This is a genomic window from Bacteroides sp. AM32-11AC (assembly GCF_003603515.1).
GTDB classification, from domain to species: domain Bacteria; phylum Bacteroidota; class Bacteroidia; order Bacteroidales; family Bacteroidaceae; genus Bacteroides; species Bacteroides uniformis.
Genome location: NZ_QTNH01000021.1, coordinates 1113 through 16887 on the forward strand (window position 1 = coordinate 1113; position 15775 = coordinate 16887).

9 protein-coding genes are annotated in these 15775 nt (G+C 44.7%); all 9 read left to right on the forward strand.

From position 1 onward, the window contains the following. Nucleotides 1-89: 89 nt before the first annotated feature. The 9 genes from DW800_RS18400 to DW800_RS18440 all read left to right on the forward strand — a co-directional run bounded on the left by DW800_RS18400 (nucleotide 90) and on the right by DW800_RS18440 (nucleotide 15760). Nucleotides 90-1241 (forward strand): glycoside hydrolase family 172 protein, encoded by a 1152-nt coding sequence (locus DW800_RS18400; RefSeq protein WP_064774935.1) that lies wholly within the window; start codon nucleotides 90-92, stop codon nucleotides 1239-1241. A 174-nt stretch (nucleotides 1242-1415) separates the two neighbouring features. Next, the gene (locus DW800_RS18405) at nucleotides 1416-4421 is read left to right on the forward strand and encodes a SusC/RagA family TonB-linked outer membrane protein (RefSeq protein WP_119958254.1); all 3006 of its coding nucleotides are present in this window, start codon (nucleotides 1416-1418) and stop codon (nucleotides 4419-4421) included. Between the two features lie 25 nt (nucleotides 4422-4446). Then, entirely contained in the window at nucleotides 4447-5955 is a 1509-nt protein-coding gene (locus DW800_RS18410; RefSeq protein ID WP_227239046.1) for a RagB/SusD family nutrient uptake outer membrane protein, read from the forward strand. A gap of 67 nt (nucleotides 5956-6022) precedes the next feature. Beyond that, nucleotides 6023-7354 carry a glucoamylase family protein gene (locus DW800_RS18415; protein WP_057256703.1) on the forward strand — a complete coding sequence of 444 codons (1332 nt, stop codon included), beginning with the start codon at nucleotides 6023-6025 and terminating at the stop codon, nucleotides 7352-7354. Nucleotides 7355-7416: 62 nt separating this feature from the next. Continuing rightward, nucleotides 7417-8268 (forward strand): endonuclease/exonuclease/phosphatase family protein, encoded by an 852-nt coding sequence (locus DW800_RS18420; protein WP_117704111.1) that lies wholly within the window; start codon nucleotides 7417-7419, stop codon nucleotides 8266-8268. Nucleotides 8269-8279: 11 nt separating this feature from the next. Beyond that, entirely contained in the window at nucleotides 8280-10550 is a 2271-nt protein-coding gene (locus tag DW800_RS18425; protein WP_057281414.1) for a glycoside hydrolase family 3 N-terminal domain-containing protein, read from the forward strand. A gap of 33 nt (nucleotides 10551-10583) precedes the next feature. After that, nucleotides 10584-12149 carry a sulfatase gene (locus tag DW800_RS18430; RefSeq protein ID WP_034532747.1) on the forward strand — a complete coding sequence of 522 codons (1566 nt, stop codon included), beginning with the start codon at nucleotides 10584-10586 and terminating at the stop codon, nucleotides 12147-12149. Nucleotides 12150-12205: 56 nt separating this feature from the next. Continuing rightward, nucleotides 12206-13939, forward strand: coding sequence for a family 43 glycosylhydrolase (locus DW800_RS18435; RefSeq protein ID WP_119958255.1), 1734 nt, complete (start codon nucleotides 12206-12208; stop codon nucleotides 13937-13939). An 84-nt stretch (nucleotides 13940-14023) separates the two neighbouring features. After that, entirely contained in the window at nucleotides 14024-15760 is a 1737-nt protein-coding gene (locus tag DW800_RS18440; RefSeq protein ID WP_119958256.1) for a family 43 glycosylhydrolase, read from the forward strand. The last annotated feature ends 15 nt before the right edge of the window (nucleotides 15761-15775 follow it).

The following is a 15775-nucleotide window of genomic DNA, read 5'->3' on the forward strand; positions in this document are numbered from 1 at the left end:
TGATGCACAAATGGCGTCATGAATGGAGAAAGAACAAGGGGAACAAAGCGGACCTTTGGGGAAATGAATAAATTGCTGGAGGATATGAAATGAAGACATTATTAGTTATATCTGTTTTATTAGCATTTACTCTTTTGGGGCATGCCCAAATATGGAAAGTGCCTGAAGGTCATGAAACGCGGTGGACAAGTTTTGAAAATCCTACCGGTGCCAAGGGAACGGCAGCTCAAGTCAATAAAGGTGCAAAAGGAAGTGCTTTCGGCAGAATCATGGCGGGAGACAGCTGTGTTTTGTTGTCTCAGCAAGGACCCGGGATCATTAACCGTATTTGGCTGACAGTCAGCAAACGTAACCCTAAGATGCTTCGTGCGTTGCGTATCAAGTTTTATTGGGATAATTCTGTTGTTCCGGCAGTGGATGTCCCATTGGGAGATTTTTTTGGGAATCCGCTGTCACGTACATCTCGTTTTGAGAACTGTTTCTTTTCTAATCCGGAGAAGCGTTCTTTTAACTGTTCTATTCCGATGCCTTACCGCACCGGTGCCAAAGTGGTGTTTGTGAATACCTCGGATGAGGACCTGACACACTTGTTTTATGATATTAACTTTACTAAATTGCCGGAATGGGATTCGGAGATGAGCTATTTTCATGCTGTCTGGCGTGAAGACAAATCCACCAAGTTGGGAGTGGATTATACTGTTCTTCCCCAACTATCGGGCAGGGGGCGCTTTTTGGGGGTAAGCTTGGGTATCTTTGCCAATAAGGCGTATGAAACTACTTGGTGGGGAGAAGGTGAAATCAAGTTCTACATTGACGGAGATAAGGAATTTCCCACATTGAGTGGTACGGGAGTTGAAGACTATATTGGTACGGCTTGGGGGCAGGGCGAGTATTCCCACCGTTATCAAGGTTGTCCGATTGCAAATGCGGACAGTTGTTGGTGGAGTATGTATCGTTTCCACGTGCAGGACCCGATTTATTTTCATCATGATATAAGAGTTACATTGCAGCAGATTGGAGGTGCTCCATATCAAAAGGTACTCGAACTGTACAAGGCGAAGGTTCCTCTTGTACCGGTTACTATAGATAGAAGCGGTAAACTGAAATTCTATCGTTTATTAGATGAAAATTCAGACCTACATATCACGGATAAAGACTTTCCGCCAGGATTTGTTAATTTCTACCGCCAAGATCATGTAACTTCAACAGCATATTTCTATTTGGATAGGCCTGCAGTCTGAATAATTTTTTAAATAACTTCCTAGTGTATATTATTGGAAATTAGTATTTTATACAATGCTGTAGTAGTTACGTTGTAGTGCTTGAGCAGGTTGTGGTAATCTTGTGATAGTTTGTTTTTTGACATACATCAATTGCTCCTATACTTTTGCAAAAGAATTTTAAATCAATACAAAATGAAGAAAAATTTATTAATTACATGTGTGATGTTGCTGTTTGCCGTTGTTTCGATGGCGCAGAACAAAATTACGGTTTCGGGTGTCGTTTCCGACAAGACGGGAATGACTGTTATTGGTGCTACAGTTTCGGTAAAGGGGGCTCCTCAGCAAGGAGTCGTTACTGGACTTGATGGTGATTATAAGATTACCAATGTTCCCAGTAACGCTGTCTTGCTTTATAGCTATATTGGTATGAAAGACCAAGAAATAGCAGTGAATGGTCGTACTACTATTAATGTAGTAATGCAAGAAGACAATATGTTGATCGATGAAGTTGTAGTTGTAGGCTATGGTGTACAGCGTAAATCAGACTTGACCGGTGCTGTTGGTTCTATCAAGAGCGATGATTTGAAAAAGATTTCTACACCTAATGTGACTAACGCGTTGCAAGGTCGTGTGTCCGGTGTATTTATCTCTGCAAGCGGTGCTCCGGGTAGCTCTCCTGAAGTGCGCATTCGTGGTATCGGTACTACTAATAATAGCAATCCGCTCTATGTGGTTGATGGAATGTTTATGGACGATATATCATTCCTGAGTAACCATGATATTGAGTCCATGGAGGTATTGAAGGATGCTTCTGCTACTGCCATGTATGGTTCTCGCGGTGCTAACGGTGTAATCATTGTTACCACCAAGCAAGGTGCTGAAGGTAAAGCACAGGTGAACATTACTGCCAGTGAAGGATTTCAGTTCCAAAATAGCGGTAAATTTGAGATGTGTACGGCTTCTGAATATGCTATGCTGCAAAATGAAGCTAACTTGAATATTAATCCAGATGGCGGTCTTGTTTATGATGACCCGGCTTCTTTCGGAAAAGGGACCAATTGGTTCGATGAGATTTTCCGAGTAGCGTCTGTCCGTGATTATCAAGTTGCTGTTAGTGGCGGAACAGAAAAGGTACGTTATAATTTGAGTGCCGGATATTTCCAACAGGATGGTATCATAAAGGAAAATTCTTATGACCGTTTTACTTTGCGTGCCAATAATTCATATAAAATAAACAAACATTTGACTATCGGGCATAACTTATCGGCTTCTTTCAGTCATACAAAAAATGAAAATAAGGGAGTTGTAAAATCCGCTTATAAACTGAGCCCTATCATTACTCCTTATGATGAGAATGGTAATTTCTCCGATCCTCAGGTGGCATCTACTGCTAATCCGCTTGCTACCCTCCATTATATGAATAGTGATAATTGGAAAGATAGAATTGTGGGTAGTGCATTCTTGAATTGGGAAGTTATTAAAGGGTTGAATTTTAAGACCAGCTTGGGCATTGATTATATTAATGGTAGAAGTCGTAATTTTACTCCTAAGTATTATATCTCGGAGTATCAAAAGGTAGATGAGAACAGCTTGTCTAAAACATGGACTAGAGATTTTACTTGGCTGTGGGAGAATATCTTGACTTATGATTGGCAAATCAATGATAAAAATCGTCTGAATCTTTTGGGTGGTATTACTGCTCAAAAATACACTAATGAAAAGTTAGGCGGGTCAGGACGTAATTTCTTCTCAGAAGTGGAAGACTATTGGTATTTGGATCAGTCTTCAAGCGATACACGTGGACTTGAGAATAATGGAAAACATGAAGCCATGATGTCTTACTTGTTCCGTGCCAACTATGCTTTAATGGACAGATATTTGTTGACGGCTTCTATACGTGCCGATGGCTCTTCGAAGTTTGGACCGGATAACCGTTGGGGATATTTTCCGTCAGTAGCTGCCGGATGGAGGATTTCTGAAGAAGCTTTTATTAAAGATAATGTTGAATGGTTGAGTAACTTGAAGATTAGAGGTAGCTGGGGGCAAATTGGTAATGATAAGATTGGTAATGACAAATATTATGCATTGGCTAATGTAGACCCTACTTATGATGCTGTATTTGGTGGTGATTATTATTCTGGTGGTACTGTAACTTCTCTTTATAATACACAAATCCATTGGGAACGTTCAGAGCAGTTGGATCTTGGTTTTGATTTAGGCTTGTTCAATAATCGCTTTTCTTTAGAGTTTGACTATTACAGAAGAGATACAAAAGAAATGTTGGTAAATGTGGATGTTCCTGCTTCTGTAGGACTTGCCTCTGTAGAAACAAACGTGGGATCAGTACGTAACTCTGGACTTGATTTTACGGTGAAATGGGAAGACTCGTTTAAGGATTTTCGTTATGGCATCCGCTTGACTGGAACTACAATTAAGAATGAGGTGACTAATTTGGGAGGTAAACGTATCACCAGTGGGGATATAGGTTCCGGAAAAAGTGTTCATATGACAGAAGAAGGAATGCCAATCAAGTATTTTTATGGTTACAAGACTATTGGTATTTTCCAAAGTAATGAGGAGATTGAGCAGTATAATGCGATGGCTGCGGCTGCTTCCGGTGATGCGAAGAAGAAGTATCAGGCAAATGTAGCTCCGGGTGATCTGATTTATGCAGATACGGATGGCAATGGATATATAACTGCTGAAGACCGTACGGATTTAGGCTCTCCTACTCCGAAGTTTATCGGTGGTTTGGGCATAACTGCCGCTTGGAAAGGCTTTGATTTGTCAATTGATTTGCAGGGTAATTTTGGTAATAAGATTTATAATGCCAAACAAGCTGAAAGAAATGCTGGTGTTGATAACTGGGATCGTTCGTTCTTGGATAGATGGACTGAAAACAATAGGAATACTTCCATTCCGCGCATGACATTTGAGGGTAACAATTATTTTGTTTCCGACCGTTATGTTGAGAGTGGCAACTATGTGAAGTTACAGACTGTGGAATTTGGATATACATTCCCAAAAAACTTGATGCAAAAAGTGCATATCCAGAATTTGAGATTGTACTTCTCAGGTAATAACCTGCTTTATTTTACGAATTATAACGGATTTACTCCTGAAATCTTAGGGGGGCTTGACCGTGATATTTATCCGATTACCGCTACCTGCCGTTTTGGCTTGAATCTTACATTCTAATGGAAAATAAAAATAGGAAATGATTATGAAAAAGATATATTCACTTTTATTAGCTTCAGCATTGGTTTTTACCTCTTGTTCTGATTTTTTGGATACAAAGCCGCAAGGGAAATTGACGCAAGATATTTTCTTCGGGGAAGAAGAAGGTGCTTTGATGGGAATTAATGCTATATATTCTCAAATGAAAAGTTGGGACTTGATCGGCTTTTCTTGGTTTGGCATTATGGAGGTGCCGAGTGACAATTCTGATACAGGAAGTTCACCGGCAGATGGTAGTTATGCTCGCGTGAATTCATTGAATGATTTTACTTATGATGTTTATACTTCTGAATTGAACGGCTGGTGGACCGGAAATTATAAAGGAATCGGATTCTGTAACGTAGCATTGGATAACTTGGATGTGTTGAAAGATGAGCAGTTAAAGATTAGAAGCATTGCACAGGCACGTTTTTTCCGTGGTTTCTTTTACTTTAACTTGGTGAGAACTTACGGTGGCGTACCTTTGGTTACTAAAGTTCAGAATCCCGATGAATATGATCAGCCATGCGCTTCTGAAGAAGCTATTTATCAGCAGATTATTGATGACTTGTCCTATGCGGCAATGAATTTGCCAACCCGTGATGAATGGGGGATTGCTGAGAGAGGAAGAGTTACGAAAGGAACTGCAGAAGGCTTGTTGGCTAAAGTTTATTTGTTCCGTCAAGATTATGCAAGTGTAAAACAATATGCAGGGCAGGTAATAAGTAGGGGAGAATATAACCTGCATCACAATTACCGTGATTTGTTTAGCCCGGATTCTTATTATTCTGATGAAGTGATGCTGGCCGACCAGTATTTGTGGGGATCAGACAAGACGAGAGATAAGGCTTCCGAATATGTGAAGTGGCAAGGTGTCAGAGGTTTCAAAGGTTGGGGATTCTGTTCTCCGTCAGAATCTTTGGATAAGGCTTATGAATCAGGTGATCCGAGACGGGAGGCTACTATCATTTACGATGGCGAAAATATGGAAGGAGTTGGGGTTATAAACTTCAAGGACGAACCGGGAGTACAACCGCGTGCCAATAAAAAGACAATGTGGCCTACAACTTATTGGAATGCCAATAATTTTGCTAAACAAAATTGCCACTTGTATTTTCTGCGTTATGCGGATGTACTGTTAATGTATGCTGAGGCCTGCAATGAGTTGGCAAATGGTGAAAGCGACCCATTAGTAGATGACGCCCTGGCTAAATTGGAATTGGTCAGAGACCGTGCTCGTAAGTCCGGTGATGATCCCACTGTATTACCTAAAATAACAGAGAGGGATAAGGCAAAGTTGCGTGAAATCATATGGAATGAGCGCCGCATTGAATTAGCAATGGAAGGACACCGTTTCTTTGATTTGATTCGGGCTGATAAAGTTGTTCCCGGATATGCAGAAAAGATGCTGAAGGCCCATGGAAAGACAAACTTCAATATGAGCCAGCATTCCACATTCTACATTCCACAGAAGCAGATTGATATTTCTCAAGGAATATTGAAGCAAAATAAATAAGGTGTGTGAGGAGTAGCCTAAGGCTACTCCTACTTCTTATGTGATTAAAATGTTTAAAATAGGTATTATGAAAAATATATTTCTTTTTTTCTTGTTTTTTGGGGTTTGTTCGTGCTCGGTAAATGCCATAAATCCACCATCTGGTGTGACAGAAAAGCAACTCTCCGATGATGAACTCATGACCCTTGTCCAGAAGCAAACTTTCCGTTACTTTTGGGATTTTGCCCATCCCGAATCAGGATTGGCGCATGAACGGAGCAACGGAGGTGCCGAGACAGCTACCATCGGTGGCTCGGGTTTCGGAGTGATGGCTATCATTGTCGGTATAGAGCGTGGTTTTGTCACTCGCGAACAGGGCGCTGAACGTATGTTGAAGATAGTCCGCTTTCTGAGCGACAAGAATACCGACAGCTATCACGGCATGTGGGCACATTGGATGAACGGTAAAACCGGCAAGACCATTCCTTTCAGTCGTAAGGACGATGGAGCGGATATTGTAGAATCCGCTTTCATGTTCGAAGGCTTGTTGGCTGCCCATCAGTATTTTACAAAGGATAATCCAACGGAAAACCGTATCCGCGGGATAATCAATAATCTGTGGCGTCAAGCAGAATGGAACTTTTTTACTCAGGGACAAGATGTGATGTATTGGCATTGGTCGCCAAACAACGGATGGGCGATGAATCATCAGATTAAAGGTCATAACGAGTGTCACATTGTTTACATTTTGGGCGCGTCTTCCCCTACTTATCCGATTGCCGAGAGCGTTTATCATAAAGGCTGGGCCAATGCGAATACTTTTCTGAACGGTCGGGAGTATTACGGCATCAAGCTTCCTCTTGGAAACAACCACGGAAAGGGAGGTCCTCTCTTCTTCACTCATTATTCTTACATGGGGCTTGACCCACGTGGCTTGAAAGATCGTTATGCCGATTACGAGGAACAGATGAAGGCTCATACCTTGATTAACCGTGCCTACTGCATTGACAATCCGAAGGGTTACAAGGGTTACGGCGAAAAATGTTGGGGATTGACTGCCAGTGACGGTGACAAAGGTTATTCTGCCCATAGTCCCGGTAATGACCGTGGTGTGATTACACCTACCGCTGCTCTTTCCTCTATTCCATATGCACCTGAATATTCTTTGGAAGCCATGCGTTATTTCTATGAAGAGTTGGGTGACCGTCTTTGGGGTGAATATGGTTTCAAGGATGCGTTCAATTTGACGGAGAATTGGTTTGCACCTTCGTATCTTGCCATTGACCAAGGGCCGATTATTGTGATGATAGAGAACTATCGTACCGGTTTGATTTGGAAACTTTTCATGAGTCATCCCGATGTCCAGAAGGGTTTGAGGAGATTAGGCTTTACTTCTCCTTATTTGAACAAGGTCGATTAGGTTGTTTGATAGGATTCTTTGATTCTGATTAGGTTTTACATAGATTAAAAAGGTTTGTAACCATGAAAAACGTGTTTGTCAATAGTGTATTGGTTGTTTTCGCATTGCTTGTCGCCTCGTGCGGCAGGCAACCGGAAGCCAAAGTAGAGGTGATGTCGTTCAACATCCGTTTGGATCATGTGGCGGACAGTATGAACAATTGGAAATACCGCAAGGACCATGCGGCACAAATGATTGCTTATTATGCTCCGGACATTATAGGCATGCAAGAGGTGGTGAAGAACCAACTCGATGACTTGAAGGAGCGTCTTCCGCAATATACCGCTCTCGGTGTAGGTCGTGTAGATGGAGAAGAGAAAGGTGAGTATTGCTCTCTTTTCTATAAGACAGACCGTTTCGAACTATTGAAGAGTGGAAATTTTGGGCTGAGTGAAACTCCTGATTCCATCGGAAAGAAAGGCTGGGATGCGGCTTGCGAGCGTATTGTGACTTGGGCGGTACTGAAAGACAAGGTGAGTGGTAGGGAAATAGCTGCTTTCAATACTCATTTCGATCATGTAGGTAAAGTGGCACGTCGCGAAAGTGCCGTGCTGATACTTGAGAAGATAAAACAAATGGCGGGTGACCTTCCGGTAATTGTTACCGGAGACTTTAATGGAACGGTAGATTCCGAGCCGGTCACTGTATTGACGGAAGGTGGAATGAAGAATGCTTGCGTTACGGCGAAAGTCGCTTACGGACCGACATGGAGTTTCCATGACTTCGGGCGCATCCCGGTAGAGAAACGTAGGTTGATAGATTTTATTTTTATAAAAGGTGCTGTAGAGGTGGAGCGTTACCGAACCATTGATGATAAGCCGGACAACGGCTATCTCTCCGATCATGCTCCCGTAATGGCTATCTTAAAACTATAAAAGCATTTACTATGAAAAAGAAATTATTGATTGGAGCTGCCCTGATACTTTCTGTGGGTATGGCATGTACTTCAGGAGCCGGTGATTGGCAGAGTTACAGCGGTGACAAACGGATAGAAGAGCGTGTCGATTCTGTACTTGCCTTGATGACACTTGAAGAGAAAATAGGTCAGATGACCCAATATTCTGCCAAGAGCGATATTGTGACCGGTCCGCAAGTAAATACGGACATTGAACCTCTATTGAAGAAAGGATACATAGGCAGTCTTTTCCATGCCACTTCTTCTGCCGCCATCCGCAAGACACAAGAGACGGCACTAGCGGAATCCCGGTTGAAGATTCCAGTGCTCTTTGCTTTCGATGTGATACACGGTTTTAAAACGATATTCCCTATTCCTTTGGCCGAGTCGTGTGCCTGGGACGCCGAACTGGCAGAAAGAAGTGCGTCCATTGCCGCTGCCGAAGCTTCGGCAGTGGGTGTTAACTGGACTTTTGCCCCCATGGTGGACATTTCACGTGATGCACGTTGGGGACGGGTAATGGAAGGCTCTGGTGAGGATCCTTATCTGGGTTCATTGCTCTCTGCCGCACGTGTACGCGGTTTCCAGGGTGAGAAGCCCGAAGACTTGATGCGGCTGGACAAGATGCTGGCTTGCGCCAAACACTTCTGTGCATATGGTGCTGCTGAAGCTGGTCGTGATTATAATACGACTGATGTGTCTGAGCGCTCTTTGCGCGATATTTATTTCCCGCCTTTCAAGGCTGCCAAAGATGCGGGTGTGGCTACTTTCATGACTGCCTTCAATGAGATTTCCGGTGTGCCTTGCACTTCCAGTAAATTCCTTTATCAGGATGTGCTTCGTGATGAGTGGGGGTTCAACGGTTTTGTAGTGACGGATTATACGGCTATCAATGAGCTTGTTCCCCATGGCGTGGCACGCGACGAGGCTCATGCCGCCGAGTTGGCTGCCAATGCGGGCATCGAGATGGATATGACCGGAGGTGTGTTTCATGCACATCTGCTGCAAGCCGTGAAAGAGGGCAAGGTGAACGAAGAAACCATTGATAATGCCGTACGCCGCATTCTGGAGATGAAATTCCTTTTAGGCATTATGGACGATCCTTACCGCTATCTGAATGAGGAGCGTGAGAAGGCTACTATCATGAAACCCGAGTTCTTGGAAGCAGCGCGCGATGCTGCTCGTAAGTCGGTAGTATTGTTGAAGAATGAGAATAACTTTTTCCCGATACAACCCTCCGAACGTAAGACTGTAGCTTTGATAGGCCCTATGGTGAAAGAACGTAACAGTGTGAACGGTGGTTGGGGTGGACGGGGAGACCGTCAACGGAGTGTCACTCTTTTTGAAGGGTTGGAAAAAAAGTACGGAAACTCGAACGTACGTTTTCTTTATGCCGAAGGCTGCGATCTTCGCAAGCCTGGAACTGCAGGATTTGCACAAGCTGTGTCCGTGGCTCGTCAGGCAGATGTCATTCTGGTTGCTGCCGGTGAAGACCAGAACTGGAGTGCCGAGGCTGCTTGCCGCACGGACATCACCCTGCCTGCTTCGCAGCGCGACTTGCTGAAGGAACTTAAGAAAACGGGTAAGCCCATCGGATTGGTATTGATGAACGGTCGTCCGCTGGAACTTACTTGGGAGGACGAGAATATGGATGCTATTCTCGAAGCCTGGTATCCGGGCACGATGGGTGGTCATGCCATTGCCGATGTCATCGCAGGCGACTATAATCCTGCCGGAAAGCTGACAATGAGTTTTCCACGTTCGGTGGGGCAGCTCCCGCTTTACTATAACCACAAGAACACCGGACGACCGCTTCCTCCGGACAATCCGAAGATGGATTACAAGTCTTCTTATATTGACTGTCCCAATTCTCCGCTTTATCCTTTTGGATATGGCTTAAGTTATACTAGCTTTGAGGTGGATAACTTGAAGTTGGACAAGGAGGAGCTGAAAAAGGGGGAAACACTTACCGTTACAGTGGATGTAGCCAATATCGGTAAAGTCGGTGGTGAAGAGGTGGTACAGCTTTATATTCGCGACCTTGTGGGAAGTGTGACTCGTCCGGTGAAAGAATTGAAGGGTTTTCAAAAGCTGTATCTCAAGGCTGGCGAGAAGAAGTCGCTGACATTTGTGCTGACTGAAGAAGACCTTGCCTTTTGTGGTGCTGATATGAAGATGCAGGTGGAACCGGGGGAATTCCGGCTCTGGGTAGGAACATCGTCGGCAGATGAGCGGAATGAATCTGTTTTTACGTTGATATGATAAATTGAAAAATCTTATAAATCATTGAAGATGATGAATCATAAACTATCTTTAGGACTTGCCATGCTTCCATTGGTTCCTGCTGTTCAGGCTCAGGAACAAGGCAGGCAAGACGGTGAACGTCCTAACATTATTTTTATCATGAGTGATGACCATGCACAGCAGGCTATGAGTATCTATGGTCATCCTATAGGTAAAGTGGCACCTACTCCTAATATTGACCGTATCGGGCAGGAAGGAGCTGTGTTCTGGAATAATTATTGCTGTAATTCTATTTCAGGCCCCAGTCGCGCCGCGATACTTACTGGCAAGCATAGCCATAAGAACGGCTTCATGAAGAATTGGGCACTAGGTTTCGACGGCTCTCAGCAGACGTTGCCTAAACTGTTGCAACAAGGCGGCTATGAGACTGCCGTCATCGGTAAATGGCATCTTATTTCCAAGCCGACGGGATTTGACCATTGGATGATTCTCAATGACCAAGGCGAATACTGTAACCCACAGTTCATTACCGAGGGGGACACTACTATTCATAAAGGATATGTGACCGACCTCATTACTCAATATTGTGAGGAATGGATGGACAACGGTCGTGACAAGAACAAGCCGTTCTTCCTGATGATGCACCACAAAGCCATTCACCGCAATTGGGTACCTGCCGAACGGCATTATCGTTTGTATGAACACGCCAAGTTCCCGCTTCCCGATAATTATTACGATGCCTATGAGGGACGTTACGCAGCACAGATGCAGAAGATGAATATATACCGTGACATGTACGAAGGTCACGATTTGAAGATGGTTGCGGGTATCGATAGCGACAGCCTGCTCTTTGACCCTTGGCCGCACGCTTTCATGGGAACAATGACACCGGAAGAACGCCGCCGTTTCCTTGATGCTTACCGCGATCGAAATAATGAGTTCTATTCCAAGCCACGTTCATTTAAGGAAGTGGCTGAATGGAAATACCAACGTTACCTGCAAGACTACATGGCTTGTGTAGCAAGTGTGGACGAGAGTGTGGGCGAGATACTGGACTATCTCAAACGTACGGGGTTGGACAAGAATACGATTGTAGTCTATACCACCGATCAAGGCTTCTACTTGGGCGAACATGGCTGGTTTGACAAGCGTTTCATGTACGAAGAGTCTTTTGGTATGCCGATGGTGATGCGCTGGCCGGGACATATCAAACCGGGTACGCAAGTTACAGGTCTGACCCAGAACATCGACTTCGCTCCTACTTTCCTTGATATGTGCGGCATCTCCATTCCGCAGGACATGCAGGGCGTTTCGTTCAAGGAACTGGTGGAAAAAGGCAAGACACCGCGCGACTGGCGTAAGTCCTTGTACTATCACTATTATGAGTTTCCCGGCTTCCACAGCGTGCGTGCCCATTACGGTGTGAAGATGGAACGCTACAAGCTGATGCACTTCTACGTGGATGACAATTGGGAACTTTATGATCTCAAGACAGACCCTGAAGAGATGCACAATCTTTATGGGAAGAAGGGAATGGAGAAGATTACCACCGAACTGAAGGCTGAACTGGCACGCTTGCAAAAAGAATACGATGTGCCGCAGGAGTTATGCCGCTGAAAAGCTACCGGAAGACATATTGAACATTAATAACCTGATAATAAAGATAAAAGATAATGAGAAGACTGATTACTAATCTGCTGCTGGCATTATTATGCTTGGCGTCTCCCCTTTTGGCGCAGGACATGCGCATGGATACTTATTGTAATCCGCTGAATGTAGACTATACCTATATGATATACAATTCTTCGAAAGATATCTCCTACCGCTCGGGTGCCGACCCTGCCGTAGTAGAGTTTCGTGGAGAATATTATATGTTCGTTACCCGTACGCACGGCTACTGGCATTCTACGGATTTGCAAAACTGGAATTTTATCAATCCGGGGGAAAACTGGTATCCACAAGGTTGTAACGCTCCGGCGGCACATAACTACAAGGATTCAGTACTTTATGTCTGTGGCGATCCTTCGGGTGTGATGAGTGTGCTTTATACCGACAACCCCAAGTCGGGTAACTGGAAAGCCACTCCTGCCATCATCACCAACTTGCAAGACCCTGACCTTTTTCTTGATGATGACGGCAGTGCTTACATGTTCTGGGGCTCTTCCAACAAGTGGCCCATTCGCGGCATGAAGCTCAACAAGAACCATCGTTTCATACAAGAAGGCGAGAAGCTGGAACTTTTCAATCTCGACCCAGAGAAACATGGTTGGGAACGTTTTGGAGAAAATCATGCCGATACCGTGCTGGGCGGCTATATCGAAGGACCGTGGTTGACAAAGCACAACGGGAGGTATTACATGCAATATGCCGCTCCGGGCACTCAGTTCAATGTATATGCCGATGGTGTATATGTGGCCGACCATCCGATGGGACCTTATACCTATCAGAAACATAACCCCATTTCCTATAAGCCTGGCGGTTATATCAACGGTGCCGGTCATGGAAGTACGGTGCTCGGACCGGGTGGGCAATACTGGCATTTCGGTTCCATGGCTCTGCCCATTAATATGCACTGGGAACGCCGTCTCTGCATGTTCCCTACTTATTTTGACGAAGACGGCATCATGTATTGCGACACCCGTTTTGGTGATTATCCCCGTTATGCGCCTACTGTGCCTGGAAAGAAGGGTGAGTTCCGCGGCTGGATGCTTCTTTCTTACAACAAGCCTGCCAGATGTTCTTCGGCTGTAGAAGGTCATACTGCTGCCGGATTGACGGACGAGAATTGCAAGACTTATTGGCTGGCTTCTTCCAACGATGAAACACAGTGGGTGGAGATAGACCTTCAGGCACCTGCCACTGTAAACGCTATTCAGGTGAATTACAACGATTATAAGAGTGACATGTATGGCCGTTATCCCGGCCTACGCCACCGTTATACCATCGAAGGTTCTGTGGACGGCATCAACTGGACGCGCCTCGTCAACCGCAGCAATAGTTTCAAGGATACTCCGCACGATTACGTGGAATTGGAAACCCCTGCTCGGGTACGTTATGTACGTTACAAAAACATTCATGTTCCTACACCGCACCTTTCCATTTCTGCCATCCGTATTTTCGGTCTGGGCGAAGGTAAGGCGCCTGCTCAAGTGAAGACATTTGACCCTCGCCGTCACGAAGATCGCCGTGACATCACGCTGACTTGGAAACCGGTGAAAGGTGCACAAGGATACAACATCCTTTGGGGTATTGCGCCGGACAAGCTTTACAGTTCTTGGATGGTGTATGGTGACGAGTGTAGGCATCTGATGAAATGTCTTTCTACCGACCAGAAATATTATTTTGCTATCGAAGCTTTCAATGAAAACGGTGTATCTCAAATTTCTGTCGTTAAAGAAGTGAAATAATGTGTTGTAAAATGAGGGTGTGCCATCAACCGTTTTGACACACCCTTATTTGTCGTTTTATGTGTATTTTGTTTATTGTCAGCTATGGATAAAAAGTCGTATTGCATCGCTTGGTTGATGTTGTTGTTCGTCGGTTCATTACATGCACAATATCGTACTACTACCTACTGTAACCCTCTTAATCTGGACTATACTTATCCTTTTCACAATTCCCATTTGGGCAAGTCCTATCGTTCGGGTGCCGACCCTGCTGTAGTGGAGTTTCGGGGGGAGTATTATATGTTCGTTACCCGTTCCTGGGGTTACTGGCATTCCAAGGACTTGCTGAATTGGGACTTTATTACTCCCGAAAAATGGTATTTCGAAGGTTGCAATGCTCCTGCTGCCCATAATTATAAAGATTCCGTACTCTATGTTTGTGGGAATCCATCCGGAGCCATGAGCATACTTTATACCGATAATCCCAAACGGGGGGACTGGAAGGCAGTGCCATCGGTACTCCACGACCTTCAGGATCCTGCCCTTTTCATTGATGATGATGAACGTGCTTATATGTATTGGGGGTCTTCCAACCGTTGGCCTATCCGTGGTAAGGAACTTGATATGAAGAATAAATTCCTGCCGATAGCGAAAAAGCCGGATTCACTGCTCTTTCTCCGTCCTGACATTCATGGGTGGGAACGTTTTGGCGAAAATCATACCAGTGACATCAAGCCATTCATCGAGGGTGCGTGGATGACGAAACACAATGGGAAATATTATTTGCAATATGCCGCTCCGGGCACTCAGTTCAATGTGTATGGTGACGGTGTTTATGTAGGAAAATCTCCTTTGGGTCCCTTTCAGTACGCGGCTCATAATCCGTTCTGCTACAAGCCGGGAGGATTTGCTACCGGTGCCGGGCATGGAAGTACGGTTTGTGGTCCGGGAGGAATATACTGGCATTTCGGTACAATCCATCTGTCCATTAATTATAAGTTTGAGCGTAGGTTATGTATGTTTCCTACATTTTTTGATGAAGACGGTGTGATGTACTCTGATACTTACTTCGGTGACTATCCTCACTATTCTCCCGACCAGGTTTCGCGACAGACGACAAGCGGTGGTTTCCGGGGCTGGATGTTGCTTTCTTATGGCAAACCCGTGAAGGCTTCTTCGCAATTGGAAAGTTATCCGGTGGAAAATGTGACGGACGAGAACTTGAAAACCTTCTGGGTGGCCGGAAAAAATGACGATAAGCAATGGGTGGAGATAGACCTTGAAGAAGTGAGTGACGTGTATGCCTTGCAACTGAATTTCTTTGACTATGAGGAAACCGGATTTTGGGGACGTATGCCAAACCTCCGGCAACGCTATCTTGTAGAAGCTTCGGTGGATGGTGCCCGTTGGCGGGTATTGGTGGACTATCGCAACAGTTTCCGTGATGCCCCTCATAATTACATAGAACTGGATCAACCGATAGAAGCACGCTATATTCGTTATCGCCACCATTACGTGCCGGGCAAGAATCTGGCAATGGGGAATATTCGCGTGTTCGGTTTGGGACGTGGGAAAAAACCGGCTACGGTAAAAGGTTTTACGGTAGTGCGTGAAGCGGACGAACGTAATGTCCGCATTTCTTGGAAAGCGGTGAAGGGTGCGCAAGGCTATAATGTATTGTGGGGTGTTGCTCCTGATAAATTGTATAGTTCGTGGATGGTATATGGCGATAATTCATTAGACTTACGTGCCCTCACGGTAGGACAAAAATATTATTTTGCCATCGAGGCATTCAATGAAAATGGTATTTCGCAACGTGTTTTTCTTCGAGAGGCGCACTGATTGTGTAAAATGAAC

Excerpts from the sequence above, each read along its gene's own strand:
- DW800_RS18400 (WP_064774935.1), top strand. The coding sequence starts at position 90 with ATGAAGACATTATTAGTTATATCTGTTTTATTAGCATTTACTCTTTTG.
- DW800_RS18405 (WP_119958254.1), top strand. The coding sequence starts at position 1,416 with ATGAAGAAAAATTTATTAATTACATGTGTGATGTTGCTGTTTGCCGTT.
- DW800_RS18410 (WP_227239046.1), top strand. The coding sequence starts at position 4,447 with ATGAAAAAGATATATTCACTTTTATTAGCTTCAGCATTGGTTTTTACC.
- DW800_RS18415 (WP_057256703.1), top strand. The coding sequence starts at position 6,023 with ATGAAAAATATATTTCTTTTTTTCTTGTTTTTTGGGGTTTGTTCGTGC.
- DW800_RS18420 (WP_117704111.1), top strand. The coding sequence starts at position 7,417 with ATGAAAAACGTGTTTGTCAATAGTGTATTGGTTGTTTTCGCATTGCTT.
- DW800_RS18425 (WP_057281414.1), top strand. The coding sequence starts at position 8,280 with ATGAAAAAGAAATTATTGATTGGAGCTGCCCTGATACTTTCTGTGGGT.
- DW800_RS18430 (WP_034532747.1), top strand. The coding sequence starts at position 10,584 with ATGAATCATAAACTATCTTTAGGACTTGCCATGCTTCCATTGGTTCCT.
- DW800_RS18435 (WP_119958255.1), top strand. The coding sequence starts at position 12,206 with ATGAGAAGACTGATTACTAATCTGCTGCTGGCATTATTATGCTTGGCG.
- DW800_RS18440 (WP_119958256.1), top strand. The coding sequence starts at position 14,024 with ATGGATAAAAAGTCGTATTGCATCGCTTGGTTGATGTTGTTGTTCGTC.